Origin of the sequence: Aphanothece microscopica RSMan92 (assembly GCF_046613545.2) — a bacterium.
Classification (GTDB): domain Bacteria; phylum Cyanobacteriota; class Cyanobacteriia; order PCC-6307; family Cyanobiaceae; genus NIES-981.
In genome coordinates, this window is record NZ_JBKKKY020000027.1 from 1 (window position 1) to 20,797 (window position 20,797).

Here is a 20,797-nt window from a genome sequence, read left to right on the forward strand (position 1 = left end):
CCCGGTTCCCCGGAGCTCTCGGTGGCCGTCGCCTCCCGGCGACCCAGAAAACTTACAACACCGTTCGGCTCGCGCCTCCTGATCCCGTAAGCCCCGCTAACCCCTCAGCTTCCGCTCGGGGGCGCAGTCCAATAACTTACCACAGGAGGGCCGAGGGGCCACGGGGCCTGGCCGATCAGGCCGCCGGATCCCCGAGGCCTGGGGCCAGGCCTGGCGCCTGAGGCCTCACTTGCACTGGCTCAAGGTCTCGTTGATCCGCGCAGAGGTCCCCTCGGGCAGCTGCAGGTTCGGATCCGCAAAGCGGTTGAGCACCGCCATCAACTGGGTGCGGCTCAGCCGAGCCTGCTGCACAAACTCCCCTTGTGGGGTGAACTGAGCCAGTTCACAACCACAGATGTAGGTGGTTTTGCCGGAAGGGTCCGAATCCGCGAGAGGCTCCTGCTTCGCTCGGGCCTCCTCCAGCTTCTTCTTGGCCTCCTCGGTCTCCTCATAACCCGTCACCTCGCCAACGTAGGCCACCCCTTCCAGCATGATCACGTTGTAGAGATCGCTGGTGCGATCGATCACAAAGGTGGTGCCTTTGACGCCAAGAACCTTGCTGCCGAGACAGGCGCGCTGAGGCCCACTGGAGAGAAACGATCCCTTGCCGATGGTCAGACAGTCGCTGCCGACCGTGATGACGCTGGAACGCCCCAGAAAGCCGATCGAGGTGTTGTCAAACAACAGTTCTGCCCTGCTGCGCCCTGTCCGCACCTGGGAGCCCGAGCGGGCCACCTGGTTCACCTTGGCCGTCTTGCCGTTGATATAAACCTGATTCCCGTCAATGATCCGCTTCACTTTGGCCTCCTTGTAGGAGGCCGCCTGCACGGCAGGAGGGGTCAGACAAGCCTCCAGAGCCACCAGACAGGCCAGCAGGCCAGCGGCTTTGAGGCCTCCACCCATCAAGAAACGAGGCCGTACCCGGGATGCGCAGGCCAAGGGGTAATGATCTATTACTACACATGTAATTCTAGCCGCCTGGAGACCAAGGTCAACGAAGCGTAGCGATCGCTACCCTTTTTCGCCTCCATGGCCGTTCGTTTCCGCGGGTTCCCCGCCTTCGCTGTGACCCTTGAGGGTGAAGGCATCCTGGGTTCCCTGACCGCGCAGCTCAAATTGACCAAGCGACGCAAGCGTCCACTCCGGTGCGGCAAGGCTGGCCACCCGACTGGAGAGAACAACGGCGGAGTTGGTCTGTTTGGCCACCCCTTCCAGCCGACTTGCCATGTTGACCGTATCCCCGATCACGGTGAAATCCATCCGTGATGCGCAGCCGATGTTGCCACTGATCACCGGACCTGCAGCCAGAACCATCACCTGCTCCCATTGCTCTTTGCCGGCCTCCTGCCAGCGCTGGTTGAGGGCCTCCATGGAATGCTGCAACTCGAACACGGCCCGCAGGGCTGCATTGACCTCCTCTTCGATACCCCGACTCATGGGGGCACCAAAGACAGCCAGGACGGAATCTCCCATGTACTTGTCGATGGTGGCCCCCTCACGCTGAAGCACCGTCACAAGCATCCCAAAGTATTCATTGAGCTGGTCAACCAGCTCAGGCACCTGGTTGGCCTGGGTCATCGCCGTGGTGCGGTTGGTGAAGCCGCGCACATCACTGATGAAGATCACCACATCGAACACCCTCCCCCCCAGGATCTCATCGGCTTCCTCCGGCTGGGTCGCCATCTGAGCCGCGACGGCTGGGGAGAGGTAGCGGCCAAGCATGCGCCGCAACCGCAACTTGCTGAGCTGCAGGCGAACCGTCGCATCCCCGGCACTCACCAAGCCCGTCGCCAGGGTGACCACCGACAGGCCCAGCAGACCGATGCCCAATCCGAACAGGTTGAGCAACAGGAGTCCACTGCCCAGCATGGCGGCGCCCAGCAGGGCCAGGGAACCCAACCTGACCTGGGGGCGCTCCGAACGGGCGGAGAGCAGTCCCAGCAGGAGCACCAGCACGCCCACGAACAGTCCCCAGAGCCGGGAGGCTGGGGGAACGAACAGGGCCCGTCCCTCGAGACGATTGGCAATCTCCGTGGCGTGGATCTCCACGCCGGGCATGCCCTCAGCACCGGCAAAGGCGGTGCGGTGGATGTCCTGCAGCACGCTCGCGGTGGGGCCGATCAGCACGACGCGATTGCGAAAATCACCCCGGTCGGCGAGTCGTTTGAAACTGTCGGCTTCCAGCACCTCCCAGATGGGGATGGTGGTGATGGTGCGCGCAGGTCCGTAGAGATCCAACAACCGTCGCCAGGACTCGCTGGCAACGAGGGGAGGACGTTCCGGCAAACCTCCCTTGCGGATCAATCCCGTGGCCAGTCCGGAGGGAACCTCAGGCAACTCGGACTGGCGAAGCTGCTGGGCATAGGAGCTGGGGCGCAGCCGGATGTAGCCGTCGTCATCCTGAAGGCCGTTGAGCAGACCCGAACTCTCGGATCCAGCGGCAGCCGCGAGCATCGGCAGTGGTGAACTCAGGGTGAGGCCCCCAACCCGCCCACGGCTTTCGAACACCTGCGCTCCGAGCACCACCTTGTCGCGGTAGCGCTGCAGGCCCTTCGCAAAGGCTGCATCGTCGGCCTCGCCATGGCTGCTCGGCGAATCGAACAGGATGTCAAAGGCCACGGCTTTGGCACCGGACCCGAACAAGCGATCGAGGGTCGATGTGTAGATCGAGCGCGGCCAGGGCCAGGATGTGAGCGACTGCAGCAGAGGATCGGTGCTGAGATCGGCGTTCTGCCCCTGAATCAGGCTGAAGTCATCGATGGCGAGGATCACCACATCGCGCGGCGGCTGCCGTACACCGCGCAGCTCCTGGGCCCGGGTGACCAGGGAGAGCTGCCAGCGCTGGTAATACTGCGGGAAGGCCCACAACCCGATCCCGCAGATCGCCGCCCAGATCAGAAAGGCGACATGGCGACGTGACCAGACCAAGAGCTTCATCGTCGTTGCCAGTGAAGAACCATGAACCGCTGGGCGTGGACCGCAGACCGGACGATCCGCAGGCCTGATCACCGTAAAGAGCGCCCCCTCAACTGTCAGCCGGCTTCCCATCCGGCGAACCGCCAGAAGCCGCCATTGATTCGCCCAGGTTGCTGATCTGCTGGCTGGACAGGCCTGTGGCCGCCTGGCGGTTGGGGCCTGTGCCACGATCCCAACCCAGCTCCGCCCTGCCCCACCCGTGACCCTGCGGCTCACCAACACCCTCACCCGCCGCGTCGAGCCGTTCGAGCCCCTGGAGAGCGGGAAGGTGAGCATCTACTGCTGCGGTGTGACGGTCTACGACCTCTGCCACCTCGGCCACGCCCGCAGCTACATCGTCTGGGACGTGCTGCGCCGCTACCTGATCTGGCGGGGCTATGCCGTGACGTTCGTGCAGAACTACACCGACATCGACGACAAGATCCTCAGGCGCGCCGCCCAGGAGAACAGCTCGATGGAAGCGGTGAGCGAACGCAACATCGACGCCTTCGTGGCCGACATGGCACGGCTCAACATCCTGCCCGCCGACCGGATGCCGCGGGCCACCCGCAGCCTCGATGCCATCCGCAACCTGATCGGGGAACTTGAGGCCCGTGGCGCCGCCTACTCGGCCGATGGCGACGTCTATTTCGCCGTGATGCGCCATGCCGGCTACGGCAAGCTCTCGGGCCGTGAGCTCAGTGAGCAGCAGGACAACGCCTCCGGCCGCATCGGCGATGCGGAGGAAGCCCGCAAACAGCACCCCTTCGACTTCGCGCTCTGGAAGGGGGCCAAGCCGGGGGAACCCAGCTTCCCCTCGCCGTGGGGGCCTGGACGGCCGGGTTGGCACATCGAGTGCTCGGCCATGGTGCGGGAGGAGCTGGGGACCACGATCGACATCCACCTCGGTGGCGCCGACCTCGTCTTTCCCCACCACGAAAACGAGATCGCCCAGTCGGAAGCCGCCAACGACGAGCCCCTGGCGCGTTACTGGCTGCACAACGGCATGGTGAACGTGGGGGGCGAGAAGATGAGCAAATCGCTCGGCAACTTCACCACGATCCGGGCGCTGCTCGATTCGGGGGTCAGCCCGATGACACTGCGGCTGTTCGTGCTGCAGGCCCACTACCGCAAACCGCTGGACTTCACCGCCGCGGCCCTCGAGGCCGCCGCCACGGGCTGGAAAGGACTCCATGCCGCCCTGGTCCTGGCGGCCGGTGGATCCTCCCCCGCCGAGTCGGGCGCAGTCACGCCGGCCCAACCGGCCAGCGATCCGGCCGGCCTTCCCGCCGACCTGGCGGCGAAGCGGGAGCAGTTCGCCGCGGCGATGGACGACGACCTCAACACTTCTGCGGCCCTGGCGGCAGTGTTCGACCTGGCCCGCCCCCTGCGCGGCCTGGCCAACCGGCTGGAACGGGGCGATCAGGCCGCCGCGGCCGAGGCTGCCGATCCGGCCCTGGCCCGCCGCGGGGCCCTGCTGCTGGAGCTCTGCGCCGTGCTCGGACTGCGGCCGGAACCCCTGCCCGCAGCTCCCGGCGCTGCCGCGGCCGAAGCCGACGCGGCCCAGATCGAAGCGCAGATCGAAGCGCGCACCGCCGCCAAGGCATCCCGGGATTTCGCGACGGCGGACCGGATCCGCGCCGAGCTCCAGGCTCAGGGCATCGAGCTGATCGACAGACCCGGGGGGGTCACCGAGTGGCTCCGCAGCTGAGGCTTCAGTCCTGGCCGCCGCCGGAACGGGGGGGCTGGCCGGCCATCGTCCGTTCGATCCTGCGGATGCGGGTCAGGGTGGTCTGCCAGACCTCGAGCTGAAAGGTCAGGTCAGCCTCGCCGCCGGCCACGGCCTGCCGGCAGCCTTCCACCAGGGCTTCGATGTCCTCCCGGCGCTCGAACGCCTCCCAGAGCTGACGCTCCAGCCGGGCCCGCTCTATGAAATTCCAGCGCTGCAACCATGCCGGCCGTGCCGCCATCACCGGGCCTCGAACTGGCGCCAGTTAAGACCCTGCCGGCGCCGGCGCGCCTCAGCCCCCCCAGCTGCGCACCAGGTCAGCCACCGAAACGGCGAGGCCAATGGCGATGGCCGGCGGCGACACCCAGCGCAGGGCCCAGAGCAACCCCCGCACCAGCCAGCGGCGGCTGCCGGATCCCTCCAGATCGGCCCGGAACCGGGCCGGCACCCCCCAGCCCAGCAGCAGCGCCATGCCGAGGCCGCCGCTGATCAGCAGCACACCGCCGAACAGGGCGTCCATCCGCTCCAGCACGGCCACATCCAGGGCCGAGGGCAGGCCCAATACGCCGATCAGGGCCACCATCACCCAGACGGTGCGGTCGCGGCTCCAGCCGAGCCGGTCCATCAGCGAACTGGTGGGCACCTCCAGCAAGGACACCGAGGAGGTGATCGCCGCGATGTAGGCCAGGCTGAAGAAGACGGCCGCCACCAGCCGGCCGTTGAAGCCCAGCGAGGCCAGCCCGGTGGGGAGGCTGATGAACAGGGTGCCCACCGTGCTGCCGCTCACCACGTCGCTGAGGCCGAAGCTGGCCACCACCGGGAAGGTGACGCAGCCCGCCATCAGCCCCACCGCCGTGTCCATCCCCACCACGGCGACGGCCTCGCTGGGGATGGCGCTGCGGCGATCGAGGTAGGCGGCGTAGGCCAGGATCGCGCCGATGCCCGTGCCGATCGAGAAGAAGGCCTGGGTGAAGGCGTTGCGGATGGTGCCCGCATCGGTGAGCTTGGCGGCGTCCCAGCGCAGCAGGAAGGTGCGGTAGCCCTCATGGGCCCCGGGCAGGCTGGCGGCCCAGAGCACCAGGCCGAGCAGCATCAGAACGAGCAGCGGCATCCCCCAGCGGCTGAGCCGCTCGATGCCGCCGCGGATGCCGGCCGCCACCACCAGGCCGGTCAGGCCCAGGCTGATCAGGTGGCCCAGCACCGCATCGCCGCCGCTGCTGATCTCAGCGAAGTAGGCCTCGGCGGCGGCCATGTCGGCCGGCAGGCCATCGAGGAGGGCGTGCAGGAGGGTGCGCCCGGTCCAGCCCATCAGCACCGCGTAATAGGAGAGGATCCCGATCGCCGCGGCCATGTACAGCCAGCCCAGCGGGGCCCAGCGGCGACCGCCGGCGGTGATCGGGGCCAGCAGCGGAGCGTGCCCGGTGCTGCGGCCCAGCACCATCTCCGCCACCAGCACCGGCAGGCACACCACCAGCACGATGAGCAGATACAGCACCACGAAGGCCGCTCCCCCACCCTGGGAGGCGCGGTAGGCGAAACCCCAGAGGTTGCCCAGACCCACCGCGCTGCCCGCCGCCGCCAGCACGAACCCCAGCGACGAGCCCCAGTGCTCCGGCGGATGGCCGCGCTCGTCGCGGTGGTGGAGGGCTGCCATGGGCGGCGTCAACGGTCGCCCCAGTGTCCGGCACACCGCAAGCGCAGGGGCGCACCGCTGTGGGGATGGCGCAGCTGCAGACCCCAGGCATGGAGGCGCATCCGACCGGGGTACCCGGGGCCGTAGAGCGGGTCGCCCAGGATCGGATGGCCCAGCCAGGCCATGTGCACCCGCAGCTGGTGGGAGCGGCCGGTGCGGGGCTGCAGCAGCAGGCGGCTCCAGCCGGGACCCCGGGCCAGCAGGCGCCAGCGGGTGAGGGCGGCCTTTCCCTCCGGAACCACCCCGTAGCGCGGTGGCCGGGCGGTGAGGCGTGCCAGGGGGGCGTCGATGCGGCCCGAGCACCCCCGCACCTCCCCCTGCACCTCCGCGAGGTAGGCCTTGCGCACCCGGCGCTGCTGGAACTGCAGGCTGAGGTTGCGGTGGCTGAGCGGATCGAGGGCCAGCACCAGCAGCCCGGAGGTGTCGCGATCGAGGCGATGCACCAGCTGGGCGGTGGGCCAGCGGCGCTGCACCTGGCCGAGCAGGCTCTCGCGCAGCTGGGGGCCCAGACCAGGCTGGCTCAGCAGGCCCGGGGGCTTGTCCACGGCCAGCAGCCAGGGATCGGCATGCACCAGGGCCACGGGCGCCATGGCAGAGGCCACCCCCTCGCTCCAGCCTGGGGGCCTCAGCCCCCCATCTCCTCCACGCCGGCCTGATGCTGCAGCTGCTCGAGCCCCGTCACCAGGGCCACGCCGATCCCCATCAGCAGCAGGGCGACCGCCAGGGCTTCAGGGCTGGGCGGGCCCGCCAGGGCATCGCGCAGCACCACCAGCTTGCCCTTGGCCGTGGTGGTGCTCTCCAGCACCGTGCGGAAGGGCCAGATCTTCCACAGCGACCCCGCCATGAAGCCCACCAGCAGAGCCACCGTCTGGCCGTGCCAGCGGTGGAGCAACCAGCGGAGCAGGCGCACGAACAGCAGCAGGCCGGTGATGCAGCCCAAGGCGAAGGGCACCAGGGTTCCCAGCTGCAGCCCCTTCACCGCCTCCATCACGTGCTGATACTGGCCCAGCACCAGCAGCAGGAACGACCCGGAGATGCCCGGCAGGATCATCGCCATGATCGCCACCGCGCCACTCCAGAAGATCGTGAACGGATCGTGGGGCATGGTCACGGGAACCCGGGTCACCAGCACCAGGGCCCCGATCACCCCGGCCACCATCGCCGCCAGACCGGAGGCCCCCCAGTGGGCGTGGCGGGCGATCAGCACGATCGAGCCCACGATCAGCCCGAAGAAGAAGGCGAACAGCAGCACCGGGTGGTGCTCATAGAGCCAGGTGATCGGCCGCACCAGCACCAGCACCGACGTGCCGATCCCCGCCAGCAGGGGCACCAGGAAGCCGAGCTGCACGCGGGAGGCCGCCTGGCCCCACTGGCCGCGGCCCAGCAACCCCAGCAGCTCCGGATCGAAGCCGGCGATCGCCTCGAGCAACCGGCCGTAGATGCCCAGGATGAAGGCCATGCTGCCGCCGGAGACGCCCGGCACGACATCGGCCGCCCCCATGGCCAGGCCACAGCCGATCACGTAGGGAACCGACGGTGCGCTCCGCGCGGTGGAGGGGGCCATGGGCAGACCAGTGGGACACTTGGAGCGCCGCAACCTTAGGGAGCCCCGCCGTGAAAGCCATCAGCGTGCTGGGATCCACCGGGTCGATCGGCACCCAGACCCTCGAGATCGTCTGCGAATTCCCCGACCGTTTCCGGGTGGTGGCCCTCACCGCCGGCAACAACCTCGATCTGCTGGTGGATCAGATCCGGCGGCACGAGCCGGAGGTCGTGGCCCTGGCCAACCGGGAACGGGTTCAGGAGCTCAGGGAGCGGCTGGAGGCCCTCGAACCGGCGCTGCAGCCGGCCCGGATGCCGGAGCTGCTCGGCGGAGCCGACGGGCTCAACACCGCCGCCGCCTGGCCCACGGCCGACCTGGTGGTGACGGGCATCGTGGGCTGCGCGGGCCTGCTGCCCACCCTGGCGGCGATCCGCGCCGGCAAGGATCTGGCTCTGGCCAACAAGGAAACCCTGATCGCCGCCGGCCCGGTGGTGCTGCCCGAGCTGGCAAGAAGCGGTTCACGCCTGCTGCCGGCCGATTCCGAGCACTCCGCCATCTTCCAGTGCCTGCAGGGCACCCCCTGGGCCGACACGGCACGGCTCTCCACCGGTGTGCCCACGCCGGGGCTGCGCCGCATCCAGCTCACCGCCAGCGGCGGCGCCTTCCGCGACTGGGACGCCGCCGATCTGCACAAGGCCACCGTGGCCGATGCCACCAGCCACCCCAACTGGAGCATGGGGCGCAAGATCACGGTGGATTCGGCCTCCCTGATGAACAAGGGGCTGGAGGTGATCGAGGCCCACTACCTGTTCGGCCTGGATTACGACCACATCGAGATCGTCCTGCACCCTCAGTCGATCATCCACTCAATGGTGGAGCTGGCCGATTCCTCGGTGCTGGCCCAGCTGGGCTGGCCGGACATGAAGCTGCCGATTCTCTACTGCCTCAGCTGGCCCGGACGGCTGGAGACCCCCTGGCGGCGGCTCGACCTCACCGCGGTGGGGCAGCTCAGCTTCCGCCAGCCCGACCCCGCCAAGTACCCCTGCATGGGCCTGGCCTATGCGGCGGGCCGCGCCGGCGGCACCATGCCCGCGGTGATGAACGCGGCCAACGAGCAGGCCGTGGCGCTCTTCCTCGAGGAACGCATCCACTTCCTCGACATCCCGCGGCTGATCGAGCGGGTGTGCGATCGCCACAGGGCCGACCTCACGGCCCAACCCAGCCTGGACGAGGTGCTGGCGGTGGACGCCTGGGCCCGGCAGGCGGTGCGTGAGGCTGCCGCCCAGCTCAGCGCCCAGCTGAGCGCCCTGCCCCCCGCCGCCCTGCCGGCCTGAGCGCTGCCATGGCTGTCGTTCAGGCCCCGATCGCCCACCACCTGCTGCTCTGCGCCACCCCCACCAAGGCGCTCTGCTGCCCTGACCCGGCCATCGGCGCCGCCAGCTGGGAGGCCCTCAAGCGGCTGGTGCGGGAGCTCGCGCTGGAGGATCCACAGCGACCGGGAGGGATCGTGCTGCGCACCAAGGCCGACTGCCTGCGGATCTGCAGCGAGGGGCCGATCCTCCTGGTCTGGCCGGAGGGGATCGTCTACGGGGCGGTCACGCCCGAGCGGATCGAGCGCATCCTCCACGAGCATGTGATCGGAGGGGAGCCGATCGAGGCGTGGATCCTGCGGCGCCAGCCGTTCAGCCCACCAGCCGCGCCAGCCAGCGGGCCGTGAGCCGATCGGCCCACGAGGCCGTGGGGCCATCGCCCCGGCCGTGGAAGCCGTTGTGACCGCCGGCTGCGGTGAGCAGCACCTCAAGGTCGGCCCCGGCTGAAGCGCCGCGCTGGCCGGCCTCGACCAACCGGCAGGTGGCCGAGGCCGGCACCCACGGATCGTCGAGGGCATGCACCAGCAGGGCAGGCGGCAGCGGCTGGCCGGCCAGCAGCTGGGGCAGCGGCGAAGCCTGCCGGTAGTACGCCGCGGCATCGGCGAAGCCCCAGCGGGGTGCCGTAATCGCCGCATCGAAGGCCCGCACGCTGCGCACCGCACCCCCTCCACGCAGGCGGTCCCGCTCGAGCGGCTCGAGGCCGTAGGGATCGGCGAGGGTCTGGGCCCGCAGAGCGCGCAGCAGCCACCGGTGGTAGAGCCCGTTGCGGGGGCGTTCGATCTGGGCCGAACTGGCCGCCAGGTCCAGCGGGCTGCTGACGCAGACCAGCCCGGCCAGCAGGGCCGGCTCGGCCAGGGCGGCATTCAGCAGCACCGTGCCCCCCAGCGACAGCCCCACCGCCAGCAGGGGGGCCGGTGCCGCCAGGGCGGCGGCCTGGTGGAGCACCGGCAGCAGATCGCTGTTGCAGGCCGCGGCATAGGTGCCGCGGGCCAGGCCGCGGCCCGGCCCCGCACCGCGCAGGTTGAGGCGCAGCACGGCGAACCCGGCCTGCTGCAACCCCAGGGCAAGACGGCGCACCCCAGGGCGGCCGCTGCTGCCGCCGAGGCCATGCACCACGAGCACCAGACCCTTCTGCGCCTGAGCAGGAGCGGGAGGTGTGGCCAGGGCCACGAGCCGCTCCCCCCCCGCCAGCGCGAAGCTGGTGGGAACGCCCCGGTCGGGCCCGAGCTGCAGCGGGCGCACCGTGTCGCGGATGGTCTGGAGATCCGGGCCGTACCACGGCCAGCGCTGCTGGAAGGGGCTCAGCCCCAGCTGGGCCGGGAGCCGCTCGGAGACATCATGGGCGATGGGTGGGAGGCCCCCTGGCGGGCTCAGGCCACCGATTGTCGACCCACCCCCAGCTCCCGCAGCTCGGAGAGCAGTCCGTTGAGCACCGCCTTGGCGTCGCCGAAGACCATCGCCGTCTGCGGCAGCTCGAACAGGGCGTTGGAGATGCCGGCATAGCCGGCGCCGAGGCTGCGCTTCACCACGAACACCTGGCGGGCCTGATCGACCTCCAGCACGGGCATGCCGTACAGGGGGCTGCTCGGATCACGCTTGGCGTCGGGGTTCACCACATCGTTGGCGCCGAGCACGATCGCCACATCGGTGCGGGGGAACTCCGGGTTGATCGCGTCCATCTCCTGCAGCTGCTCGTAGGGCACGTCGGCCTCGGCCAGCAGCACGTTCATGTGACCCGGCATCCGTCCGGCCACGGGATGGATGGCGTAGCTCACCTCGGTGCCGTTGGCCTCGAGGATCTTGGCCAGCTCCCGGAGGGCGTGCTGGGCCTGGGCCACGGCCAGGCCGTAGCCAGGCACGAACACCACCCGCTCAGCCGTTTCCAGGGCCAGGGCGCACTCTTCGGGGGTACAGCTGGTGATGTGGGTGTAGCCGGCTTCACTGCCGCCGCCGCCCACCTTGGCCGCGGTGCCCAGGGCTCCCCCGAACAGCACGCTCACCAGGGAGCGGTTCATGGCCGTGCACATCACCTGGGTGAGGATCAGCCCGGCCGCCCCCACCATGGCGCCGGCCACGATCAGCAGCTGGCTGCCGACCACGAAACCGGCCGCCGCCGCCGCCACGCCGGAATAGCTGTTCAGCAGGGAGATCACCACGGGCATGTCGGCGCCGCCGATCGGCAGGGTCACGCCCACGCCGAGCAGGCTGGAGGCGGCCACCAGCACCAGCAGCACCGCCCCACCGGGATGGCCCGGCAGCAGCACGGCGGCCCCCAGGGCGACGGCGGCCAGGGCGGCATTGACCAGGTGGCGCAGGCCGCTCTGGGTCCAGGCCGGCGTGTCGAGCCAGCCCTGCAGCTTGGCCATCGCCACGATCGAACCGCTGAAGGTGATGGCGCCCACCACCACGGAGATGGCGATCGACACCTGGGCCACAAGGTCGCTGGCCTCGGGCTGGAAGAGCGCCACGCCCACGGCCACCAGCAGGGAGGCCAGACCACCGCAGCCGTTGAACAGCGCCACCATCTCGGGCATGGCCGTCATCGGCACCCGCCGGGCCGTGAGCAGCCCGGCCAGGCCGCCGGCGGCGGTGCCCAGGGCGATGCCCGCCCAGGCGATCGGAGCGGGGCGCAGCTGAATCAGCAGACCGACCACCGCCAGGCCCATGGCCAGCGCTGCCAGGCCGTTGGCGGAGCGGGCCGAGCGCACCTTGGAGAGCCCCTTGATGCCCAGGGCCAGGAGCAGCACGGCCGCCAGGTCGATGGCCACCGGGAAGGCGGCGTTGAGGGAATCCATCAGGACGGGGTACTCAATCGGTGCCGCGGGCGCGGCTGGGTTTGCGGGAGAACATGGCCAGCATCCGGTCGGTGACCAGGAAGCCGCCGACCACGTTGAACAGGGCGAAGCCCAGGGACAGGGAGCCCAGCACCAGCAGGGCCGGACTGGCGTCGGCCTGGGCGATCAGGGTCAGGGAGGCCAGCACCGTGATGCCGCTGATGGCATTGGCGCCGCTCATCAGGGGGGTGTGCAGGGTGGGGGGCACCTTGCCGATCAGCTCGAGCCCGAGCAGGCTGCCGAGCAGGAGCACCCACAGCGACTCCGAAAGACTGGCCATCAGCGGAGCGCTCCCACCAGGGCCGGCTCCTCGGCCGGCAGGCCGACCACGTCGGGCCGCCAGCAGCGGCCCGCGTGGGTGAGCAGACAGCCCGCCACGATCGGGTCTTCGCGGTTGAGGGGAAACGCGCCGCCTCCCGGCAGACCGGCGTCCTCCGGCGGCGCGGTGAGGGTGATCAGATGCTCCAGCAGTGCCGCCACGTTGCGGGCGTAGAGGGCACTGGCGTGGTTGGCCACGCTGCTCGGCAGGGCATCGGCACCGATCAGCTGCACGCCGTTGCGCAGCACCGTCTGTCCCGCCACGGTGCAGGCGCAGTTGCCTCCCTGGCCGACCGCCAGATCCACCACCACCGAGCCGGGGCGCATGCGATCGAGCATCGCTTCACTGATCAGCCGGGGCGCCGGACGCCCCGGTACCTGGGCGGTGCAGATCACCATGTCGGCCTGGGCCAGCTGCTCCTCCAGCTGGCTGCGCTGGGCCTCCAGGAACGCCTCCGTGGCGGCCTGGGCGTAGCCGCCCACCTCGGCCGGGGTCTCCGCCAGTTCCGGGGGAGCCACGAAGCGTCCGCCGAGCGACTCCACCTGCTCCCGGGCCGCCGGCCGCACGTCACTCACATAGACCACCGAGCCCAGGCGACGGGCCGTGGCCAGGGCCTGCAGCCCGGCCACGCCAGCCCCGAGGATCAGGGTGCGGGCGGGCTGGATCGTGCCGGCGGCCGTCATCAGCATCGGCACGTAGCGGTCCAGGGCCGCCGCCGCCAGCAGCACCGCCTTGTAGCCGGCGATGTTGGCCTGGGAGGAGAGCACGTCCATGGTCTGGGCACGGCTGGTGCGGGGCAGCAGCTCGAGGGCCAGGGACGAGACCTGGCGGCGGTTCAGGGAGCCCACCAGCACGTCGGCTCCGTAGGGAGCCAGCAGGCCCACGAGCAGCGCTCCGGGCCGCAGCAGGTCGAGCCGTTCGCGCTGAGGAGGCTGCACACACAGCACGCCGTCCACCTGTTCCCAGACCTCGGGGTCGGGGCCCCTCAGCTGGGCCCCGGCGGCGGCATAGGCCTGATCGAAAAACCCGGAGGGTTCGCCGGCGCCGGCCTCCACGGTGATGTGCAGACCCTTGCCGGTGAGGCGCTGCACGGTCTCCGGCGTGGCGGCGACCCGCGCCTCACCAGGCCGGTGCTCCCGCGGAATCAGGAGATGGGGGGGGGAAGGGGACAACGTGGCTTCGCATGGTCCTGATTCCATTAGGGGTCGCTCCCCCGGGAGCGGCAACGCTCGAATCGGGAATGTGCGGGGTTGCCCACGCAACCCCCAGCCCACACCCCCAGGCCCCGCTCAGAACAGCGGCAGCATCTCCTCCTCGAGGCAGGCCGCCTGGCGACCGGCACGCTGCCGGCGCAGCCACCGGACCCGCAGGATCAGCGGATCGATGTCGCAGTCCAGCTGCCAGCAGAGCTCGAGGTGGTGGCGCTGGGAGCGGGCTCCGGGCGTGAAGGGTTCAGAGGGGTGGGCCATGGCCAGATGGACAGTGCCGTATGGCCGGAACCTAGGCAGACCCTGGCCGCCGTCCATCGGCCAGAACACTCAATCCTGGGGCAGGCCCTGGACGGGGGTGGGGACAATGACAGCCGGACGGAGCGCCATGGCCCCCTATTCCTTCGACCTGGCGCCGGCCACAAGCGGAGGGCCCTCCGCCGTGGTGCAGCCGCGGGCCTGGCAGAGCCAGCTGCTGCGGCTGCTGCGGGCCCGCCTGCTCAACCCCCTCCCCCACGGCCGCGACGTGCTGATTCATGCCGGCCCCGGAGCGGGGAAGACCCTCGGGGCCCTGCTCAGCTTTCAGCGCCTGCAACAGGAGGGGCATCTGGATCGGTTTCTGGTGTTCTGCCACCGTTCCTCGATCGCAGCCCAGTGGCGACAGGCCGCCGGCCGCCTGGGGCTGAGCCTGCGGAGCTGGGATCCCGAGCTGGAGCTGGGCGCCCAGGCCGCCGATCCGCAGGCCCAGGGACTGCTGCTCAGCTACCAGTCCGCGGCTCGCCACCGGGAGCGGCTCACGGCCTCCTGGCCCGGCAGCGGACCGGGCCGCTGGCTGGCCATCGCCGACGAGGTGCACCACCTGGGCATCGATCCCGAGGAACCGGAAGCGGCGGCCTGGGGCCATGTCTTCAGCTGCCTGACAGAAGCGGCCGAGCTGCGCCTCGGCCTCACCGGAACCCCCTTCCGGGCGGACAATCTCGCCTTCTGCGCCGCCCGGCGGGTGCGGGCGCGCCAGGGCGGGGAGATCGTGGAGCACATCAGCCCGGATCTCAGCGTCGAACCCCGTCAGCTGATCGCCGCCGGCGACGTTCGTCCCCTGGAATTCCGGTTCCAGGACGGCTGGGTGGAACATGGCCGGCCCGAACAGCCGGGGGAGGGCGAGACCTCGCCGCTGTCGGCGGAATCCCGCGAGAGCTGGCGGGCCCGCAACCTGCGCCGGGCGATCCGGCTGGGCGACTCCAGCAGCATCGCCCTGCGTCTGCTGCTCAGTGCCCGCCAGCGGCTGGAACGGGTGCGCGCCGAGCACCCGGAGGCCGGGGGGCTGGTGATCGCCCGCGACATCGCCCACGCCCGCAGGGTCTCGGATCTGCTCAGCGAGCAGGGGGATCGGGTTCAGCTGGTGCACTCCCAGGATCCGGAGGCCGCCTCCCGGCTGAGCAGCTTCCAGGCCGGGGACGGCGACTGGCTGGTGAGCATCGACATGTGTGCCGAGGGTTTCGACGCCCCCCGCCTGCGGGTCGTGGCCTACCTCACCACCGTGGTCACCCGCAGCCGCTTCGTGCAGGCCATCACCCGGGCCGTGCGGATGGATGGCGGGCGGGCGTCGATCGAGACGGTTCCCCGCCACCCCTCCTATGTGTTCGCGCCGGCCGATCCCCTGCTGATCAGCTACGCCCGCAGCTGGTCCCTCAGCGAGCCCTACCTGCTGCGCCCCCGCCAGGCGACGGCCGCCACAGACCCCCAGGGCCCAGGCGCCAACGCCACCCTGCCCCTCGAGGCCATCGACGAGCAGGCCGGTGCGGTGATCCGGCTGCGGGGGCCCGAGCTGCCGGGATTCCTGCGCCGGCCCGCCTGAGATCGCCACGAAATCAGCACCATGACTTGCCAAACCGGGCGGAATGGTTCATGCAATGTGCGACGTTGTGTCAACCACTACGTCAGCCGGGGCCAGTCGCCGGCAGCGTGGTGCCATCAACGGGAAGCGGATCGGCATCATGGAAGCCCCACTGAATCGCCGGCTGACCGTTGCCGTGAGCTGGGCCCTGGCCCGGCGGGCCACCCTTGACGGCCTGGAGCACTACGAGGAGAGCTACGCGCTCACCGAGGAATTCCGGGAATGGCTGCTCGGACTCGATGAGCACCCGCAGCTGCTGGAGATGGGCATGCTGATGGTGCCGAGCGACCTGGCCAAGCGGATGAAACCGGAAACCGACGGCCTCCTGGAAATCTGAAGCAAACATAAAGCCTTTCGCTCCCCAGCTCCACCCCGCCCCGGGCCGGGCGGAGCGCCTGTGACGCGGGCCGGCCCAGGGGAGTGCGGTTCCAGACCCTTCCGGATCCCTGGCGCGGTCCACGAACCGAGCGCCGAAGCCCTCTCTCGCCATCTCCACCACCGATCCCCTAGGCTTAACTCATAGTCAATCCGCTTAAGCCGTGTCCGCAGAGCGCAGCGCCCCTGGCCGCCCCGCCATCGAGAACCTGGTGATCGTGGGCTCGGGGCCCGCCGGCTACACCGCCGCCATCTATGCCGCCCGGGCCAACCTCAACCCCCTGCTGATCACTGGATTCCAGGACGGCGGCATCCCGGGGGGACAGCTGATGACCACGACCCACGTGGAGAACTATCCCGGCTTCCCCGACGGCATCCTGGGTCCGGACCTGATGGACCGCATGAAGGCCCAGGCGGAACGCTGGGGGACCCATCTGGTGATGGCGGACGCCACCGCCATCGACCTCTCCCAGCGCCCCTTCCGCATCACGGCGGAGGGGTCCACCATCGAGGCCCACAGCGTGATCCTGGCCACCGGAGCCAGCGCCAACCGGCTGGGACTGCCCAGCGAGGCCCAGTTCTGGAGTCGCGGCATCAGCGCCTGCGCCATCTGCGACGGCGCCACCCCCCAGTTCCGCAACGAGGCCGTGGCGGTGGTGGGCGGCGGTGACTCCGCCTGCGAAGAGGCGGTGTATCTCACCAAATACGGCAGCCAGGTGCACCTGATCGTTCGATCCGACAAGCTGCGCGCCAGCAAGGCCATGGCCGATCGGGTGCTGGCCAACCCCGCGATCACCGTGCACTGGAACCGCCTGGTGCTCGACTGCAGCGGTGGCGACTGGCTCGAGGCCATCACGCTGAGCGACTCCCGGAGCGGTGCGACCGAGGAGCTGCCGGTCAAAGGCCTCTTCTATGCCATCGGACACACCCCGAACACCCGTCTGGTGAAGGGACAGCTGGAGGTCGACAGCCGGGGGTACCTGATCACCCGCCCGGGCCGACCGGAGACCAGCCTCGACGGGGTGTTCGCCGCCGGTGACGTGGCGGATGCCGAATGGCGGCAGGGCATCACCGCCGCGGGCAGCGGCTGCCAGGCCGCCCTGGCCGCTGAGCGCTGGCTGACCCACCACGATCTGGCCGTGACCGTCAGCCACAGCCCGGTGGATCCCCAGGAGGTGGGCGAACCGAAGCACACCGCCACGAGCGATGAGCACAACTTCGACCCCGACGCCCTGTGGCAGAAGGGCGGTTACGCCCTGCGGAAGCTGTACCACGACAGCGCCAAGCCCCTGCTGGTGGTGTACACCTCACCCACCTGCGGCCCTTGCCACGTGCTCAAGCCCCAGCTCAAGCGGGTGCTCGAGGAGCTCGGCGGTGCCGCCCAGGGCGTGGAGATCGACATCGAGGCCGATCAGGAGATCGCCGTGCAGGCCGGGGTGACCGGCACCCCCACCGTGCAGCTGTTCTTCCGCAAGGAACTCGTCCAGCAGTTCCGGGGGGTCAAGCAGCGGAGCGAGTTCAGGGCCGCGATCGAATCCCTGCTGGGGGTCCCGGCCTGAGGGGGGCTGGCCTCGCGCTCGCGGCGGCAACCCCGGGCTCGGGCTCAGCGGCGACGCGGCCCGCCCGGCCGGTTGCCGCCCGGCCGGGGGCCGGTGGCTCCGGCATTGCGCTCCCGGTAGGTGATCCGGCCACGGGTGAGGTCGTAGGGGCTGATCTCCACCAGCACCTTGTCGCCGGCCAGCAGCTTGATGCGGAACTTGGTGAGCTTGCCTGCGGCCCGGCAGAGGCACTGGTGACCGGCCGGCTGCTCCAGGGTCACCAGGTAGAACCCGTTTCCCTGCTCCTTTTCAATCACACCGGAGGTCTCAATCATGCGGCGCAGTGCCCAAACCAGTAACAGCTGCGACCAGCTTAGGTGGCGCACCTCTCAACCCATTTCAGCGGCACCTAGGGTCGGCCCTCCCATCCCACCGGTCCGCCGCCCATGATCCTGCCCCCCCTGCCGATGGATCTGGGCCTGCTGCTGATCTCAATCGGCGTGGTCAACCTCTGGAATGCCCGCCAGTCCTGACGCTGCCCAGACCTGACCACCCTCCTGTTCCACAAGCCCTACGGGGTGCTGAGCCAGTTCACCCCGGAGCCCGGGAGCCGCTGGCAGTGCCTGGCTCCCTTCATCGACGTGCCCGGCGTCTATGCCGCCGGACGCCTCGATGCCGACAGCGAGGGGCTGCTCGTGCTCACCGACCATGGCCCCCTCCAACAGCGGCTCACCGATCCAGCCTTCGGCCACTGGCGCCGCTACTGGGTCCAGGTCGAGGGCGAGAGTGACCAGCAGCCCGAAGCCCTGGAGCGACTCCGCCGGGGCGTGATCATCCAGGGCCAGCCCACCAGGCCAGCCCGGATCAGTCCGATGGAGGCCCCCGACCTGCCGGACCGCATCCCACCGGTGCGGCACCGTCGCTCCATCCCCACCAGCTGGCTTCAGGTGGAGCTGCAGGAGGGCAGGAACCGCCAGGTGCGGCGCATGACCGCGGCCGTGGGCCTGCCCACCCTGCGCCTGCTGCGGGTGGCCATCGACCTGATGGATGGGGAGCCTCCCCTGACCCTGGCCGGGCTTGAGCCGGGCCAGTGGCGTCCGGCGAGCGAGCCTGAGGAGCGGCGGCTCGCAGGGCTGTTGCGCCGCACCAAGCGGGCGGGCCGGGTGCCTGGAGCCCTTTCGCCGGGCCGGGGTGGACGGGCCGGGGGAGGGAAATCGGGCCAGGCCGGCGGCGGCGGATAGGGGGGACGGGCCGGCTTCCGCAAACCTGCGCGGAAGCGGAGGTGCCTTTCGGCATCGGCGTTGGCCGTCCATGGGCCCCGAGCAGGGAAGGACAACACCATCTGGGCAGACGAGACGATGCTCCTTAGATTGGTTTTCAGTGCGTCAAGGCCTGCTTGTGAAGCGTCCCCCCTTGAGATCTCTGCTGGGTGGTGACGGAAGCAGGCCGTTGCGACAGCAGCTCTCGCTGACGTTGGCACTGGTGTTCAGCGGCTCGATCCTGGTGGCGATTCTGCTGCTGGATCAGCTGTTCGGGTGGCAGGCCAAGGACCTGATCAACCAGCGGTCGGGTTTTTTCATGGACACCATGCTGGCGGTGCGGGAGTACACCTCCAAGGAGGTGAATCCAGTGGTGGCACCCCTGAATCAGGGGCCGGGCGCCTTCCGTCCCGAGGCCGTACCCAGCTATTCGGCCACAACGGTTTTCGAATATCTCCGGGGCGCCAAACCCGATTACAAGCAATATTCCTACCGGGAAGCCACCCTCAATCCCACCAACCTCAAGGACAAGGCCGATACGTTCGAAGCGGGAGTGGTCGAATCCTTCCGTTCCTCACCCACCCAGAAGGTGATCACAGGGGAACGCTCCACCCCCCTCGGAAGCTTCCATTACGTGGCACGGCCCATCCGGGTGTCCGGCGAAAGTTGCCTGGCCTGCCACTCCACCCCGGATCGGGCCCCCCGCAGCCAGTTGCTGGCCTATGGCGACACCAACGGCTTCGGCTGGAAGCTCGATGAAATCGTCGGCGCCCAGATCGTTTCCGTCCCCCAGGACACGGTCTTTCAGGCCAAGCGGCAGTCGCTGATGGCCACGGTGCTCCTGCTGGCCCTGGTGTTCGTGGTCGTCGCCCTCGTGACCAATTCCGTGCTCAACCGCCTGATCCTCCGGCCGATGCGCCTGATCAGCCAGAAGGCGGAGGAGGCCAGCGTGACACCCACCAGCGTGAGCTTCACCGAGAAGAGCCGCATGGATGAGATCGGCCATCTGGCCAAGAGCTTCGAGCGCATGAAACAGAGCCTGGCCATCTCCATGCAGATGCTCAAGGACCGCCAGAAGCCCTGATGCCCATGGCCTTGCCGGGGGAAACCCGTGAACACCACAGGACGCGCAACCCATCTCTCGCCCGGATGGGCACGGCCGGACTGGCGGTGCTCAGCCTGCTGCTCGGCTCCTGCAGCGGCGGTGATTCGGTGTCCCGCCAGCCCCTCTGCGGACCCAGCGGCACGCTGCGGGTGGGCCTGATCGATCCGCGGGAAGGCCTGTCGGCTTCCACCCAGCTGCCGTTCGCCGACCAGGAGATCGAGGGCCTCCGCACCCTGTTGATGGAGGCCAGCCAGTGTGAGGTGCAACTCGAACCCCTGAGCAGCACCGATCGGGCCCGGGACAAGCTGGAGGCTCACCAGTGGGATGCCGCCTTTCTGCCTCCCGGCCTGACGGCTTTCGCCCTGCGCCAAGCCGCCGGCTACAGCCCGCTGCGCGTGCTCGGCGGACGCCACACCTCCCGATCGTCGATCCTGGTGCTGGCCTCGAGCCGGTTCCAAAGCCTGGCTGATCTGAACGGGGCCAGGGTCGGGCTGCTGCCGCGCGGCTCACTGACGGGCTTCTATCTGCCCCTTTACAACATGCATGGGCTCAGCCTCGGCCAGGTCACCTTTGCGCTCGACTTTCCGGCTCTGCAGACCATGCTGAACGAGGGCCAGGTGGATGCGATCGCCTGGGACGACTCCCTGCCGCCCCCATCCGTTCCCGTTCGAAGCCTCGCGAGCGACACCCATAAGATTCCACTGGGAGCGCTCGTGCTGAGTGGGTCTCTGGCCGATGCCGACTACCTGCCCTTCCTGAAGAACCTGGATGCGAGCTCAGCCCAGATGCCAGCGACGATCGGCTATGCCGCCACGATGATGCCCAATCAGCGGGAGCTTCAACCCCTCAAAGCCATTGTGGAGAGTGTGGAGAGCTGGGACATGCCCCTCGATGGGCAACCCCATCGTGTGTTCGGGAAGAAGGTAGGGGAATGAC

At 69.5% G+C, this 20,797-nt stretch carries 20 protein-coding genes and 1 pseudogene; 9 read left to right on the forward strand and 12 right to left on the reverse strand.

What is annotated here, in order from left to right; all coding sequences use genetic code 11:
• Positions 1-225: 225 nt before the first annotated feature.
• Both ACLD7X_RS09185 and ACLD7X_RS09190 read right to left on the reverse strand, forming a co-directional pair.
• Positions 226-942, reverse strand: a complete 717-nt coding sequence (locus tag ACLD7X_RS09185) for a FecR family protein (protein WP_411423303.1) — start codon at positions 940-942, stop codon at positions 226-228.
• Positions 943-1,050: 108 nt separating this feature from the next.
• Positions 1,051-2,976 (reverse strand): CHASE2 domain-containing protein, encoded by a 1,926-nt coding sequence (locus ACLD7X_RS09190; protein ID WP_411423304.1) that lies wholly within the window; start codon positions 2,974-2,976, stop codon positions 1,051-1,053.
• Positions 2,977-3,214: 238 nt separating this feature from the next.
• On the opposite strand from ACLD7X_RS09190, the gene cysS reads away from it, so the two are divergent.
• Positions 3,215-4,705 carry a cysteine--tRNA ligase gene (cysS, locus tag ACLD7X_RS09195; RefSeq protein WP_411423305.1) on the forward strand — a complete coding sequence of 497 codons (1,491 nt, stop codon included), beginning with the start codon at positions 3,215-3,217 and terminating at the stop codon, positions 4,703-4,705.
• 4 nt (positions 4,706-4,709) lie between these two features.
• Here the strand turns inward: cysS and ACLD7X_RS09200 are convergent, their stop codons facing one another.
• From ACLD7X_RS09200 to ACLD7X_RS09215, 4 genes are read right to left on the reverse strand one after another with little or no spacing between them, the layout of a single operon-like run.
• Positions 4,710-4,964, reverse strand: a complete 255-nt coding sequence (locus ACLD7X_RS09200; RefSeq protein WP_411423306.1) for a hypothetical protein — start codon at positions 4,962-4,964, stop codon at positions 4,710-4,712.
• 51 nt (positions 4,965-5,015) lie between these two features.
• Positions 5,016-6,377 (reverse strand): sodium-dependent transporter, encoded by a 1,362-nt coding sequence (locus ACLD7X_RS09205; RefSeq protein ID WP_411423307.1) that lies wholly within the window; start codon positions 6,375-6,377, stop codon positions 5,016-5,018.
• Positions 6,378-6,385: 8 nt separating this feature from the next.
• Positions 6,386-7,018, reverse strand: a complete 633-nt coding sequence (locus ACLD7X_RS09210) for an RluA family pseudouridine synthase (RefSeq protein WP_411423308.1) — start codon at positions 7,016-7,018, stop codon at positions 6,386-6,388.
• Between the two features lie 23 nt (positions 7,019-7,041).
• A complete protein-coding gene (locus ACLD7X_RS09215) occupies positions 7,042-7,980 on the reverse strand; it encodes a DUF368 domain-containing protein (protein ID WP_411423309.1) in 939 nt (312 codons plus the stop codon).
• A gap of 50 nt (positions 7,981-8,030) precedes the next feature.
• Here ACLD7X_RS09215 and ACLD7X_RS09220 point away from each other — a divergent pair, with 50 nt between their 5' ends.
• Together ACLD7X_RS09220 and ACLD7X_RS09225 are read left to right on the forward strand one after the other, a co-directional pair.
• Positions 8,031-9,293 (forward strand): 1-deoxy-D-xylulose-5-phosphate reductoisomerase, encoded by a 1,263-nt coding sequence (locus ACLD7X_RS09220; RefSeq protein WP_411423310.1) that lies wholly within the window; start codon positions 8,031-8,033, stop codon positions 9,291-9,293.
• Positions 9,294-9,301: 8 nt separating this feature from the next.
• Positions 9,302-9,676, forward strand: a complete 375-nt coding sequence (locus tag ACLD7X_RS09225; protein ID WP_411423311.1) for a (2Fe-2S) ferredoxin domain-containing protein — start codon at positions 9,302-9,304, stop codon at positions 9,674-9,676.
• Here ACLD7X_RS09225 and ACLD7X_RS09230 read toward each other — a convergent pair.
• From ACLD7X_RS09230 to ACLD7X_RS09250, 5 genes are all read right to left on the reverse strand, one after another.
• Complete coding sequence (locus tag ACLD7X_RS09230) at positions 9,642-10,571, reverse strand: YheT family hydrolase (RefSeq protein ID WP_411423312.1); 930 nt, start codon at positions 10,569-10,571, stop codon at positions 9,642-9,644. The two genes, ACLD7X_RS09225 and ACLD7X_RS09230, sit on opposite strands and share 35 nt — an antisense overlap.
• A 128-nt stretch (positions 10,572-10,699) precedes the next feature.
• Positions 10,700-12,124 (reverse strand): NAD(P)(+) transhydrogenase (Re/Si-specific) subunit beta, encoded by a 1,425-nt coding sequence (locus tag ACLD7X_RS09235; protein WP_411423313.1) that lies wholly within the window; start codon positions 12,122-12,124, stop codon positions 10,700-10,702.
• 13 nt (positions 12,125-12,137) lie between these two features.
• Positions 12,138-12,446: an NAD(P) transhydrogenase subunit alpha part 2 gene (locus tag ACLD7X_RS09240; protein ID WP_411423334.1), complete on the reverse strand. Its 309-nt coding sequence runs from the start codon at positions 12,444-12,446 to the stop codon at positions 12,138-12,140.
• Positions 12,443-13,654 (reverse strand): NAD(P) transhydrogenase subunit alpha, encoded by a 1,212-nt coding sequence (locus ACLD7X_RS09245; RefSeq protein ID WP_411423314.1) that lies wholly within the window; start codon positions 13,652-13,654, stop codon positions 12,443-12,445. Before ACLD7X_RS09245 ends, ACLD7X_RS09240 begins: the two co-directional genes overlap by 4 nt.
• A gap of 117 nt (positions 13,655-13,771) precedes the next feature.
• The gene (locus ACLD7X_RS09250) at positions 13,772-13,951 is read right to left on the reverse strand and encodes a hypothetical protein (protein ID WP_411423315.1); all 180 of its coding nucleotides are present in this window, start codon (positions 13,949-13,951) and stop codon (positions 13,772-13,774) included.
• 127 nt (positions 13,952-14,078) lie between these two features.
• Here ACLD7X_RS09250 and ACLD7X_RS09255 point away from each other — a divergent pair, with 127 nt between their 5' ends.
• From ACLD7X_RS09255 to trxB, 3 genes are all read left to right on the forward strand, one after another.
• Positions 14,079-15,545: a DEAD/DEAH box helicase gene (locus ACLD7X_RS09255; protein WP_412007367.1), complete on the forward strand. Its 1,467-nt coding sequence runs from the start codon at positions 14,079-14,081 to the stop codon at positions 15,543-15,545.
• 139 nt (positions 15,546-15,684) lie between these two features.
• Entirely contained in the window at positions 15,685-15,921 is a 237-nt protein-coding gene (locus ACLD7X_RS09260; RefSeq protein ID WP_412007368.1) for a hypothetical protein, read from the forward strand.
• Positions 15,922-16,123: 202 nt separating this feature from the next.
• Positions 16,124-17,518, forward strand: coding sequence for a thioredoxin-disulfide reductase (gene trxB, locus ACLD7X_RS09265; RefSeq protein ID WP_411423318.1), 1,395 nt, complete (start codon positions 16,124-16,126; stop codon positions 17,516-17,518).
• 44 nt (positions 17,519-17,562) lie between these two features.
• Here the strand turns inward: trxB and infA are convergent, their stop codons facing one another.
• Positions 17,563-17,832 carry a translation initiation factor IF-1 gene (infA, locus tag ACLD7X_RS09270; RefSeq protein WP_015108791.1) on the reverse strand — a complete coding sequence of 90 codons (270 nt, stop codon included), beginning with the start codon at positions 17,830-17,832 and terminating at the stop codon, positions 17,563-17,565.
• A 210-nt stretch (positions 17,833-18,042) separates the two neighbouring features.
• On the opposite strand from infA, the pseudogene ACLD7X_RS09275 reads away from it, so the two are divergent.
• From ACLD7X_RS09275 to ACLD7X_RS09285, 3 genes and pseudogenes are all read left to right on the forward strand, one after another.
• Positions 18,043-18,633, forward strand: a pseudogene (locus ACLD7X_RS09275) (pseudouridine synthase); the annotation flags it as partial.
• Between the two features lie 277 nt (positions 18,634-18,910).
• Positions 18,911-19,840 (forward strand): c-type heme family protein, encoded by a 930-nt coding sequence (locus ACLD7X_RS09280; protein ID WP_411423319.1) that lies wholly within the window; start codon positions 18,911-18,913, stop codon positions 19,838-19,840.
• Positions 19,841-19,845: 5 nt separating this feature from the next.
• Positions 19,846-20,796 (forward strand): phosphate/phosphite/phosphonate ABC transporter substrate-binding protein, encoded by a 951-nt coding sequence (locus ACLD7X_RS09285; protein WP_425625139.1) that lies wholly within the window; start codon positions 19,846-19,848, stop codon positions 20,794-20,796.
• Position 20,797: the final 1 nt, after the last annotated feature.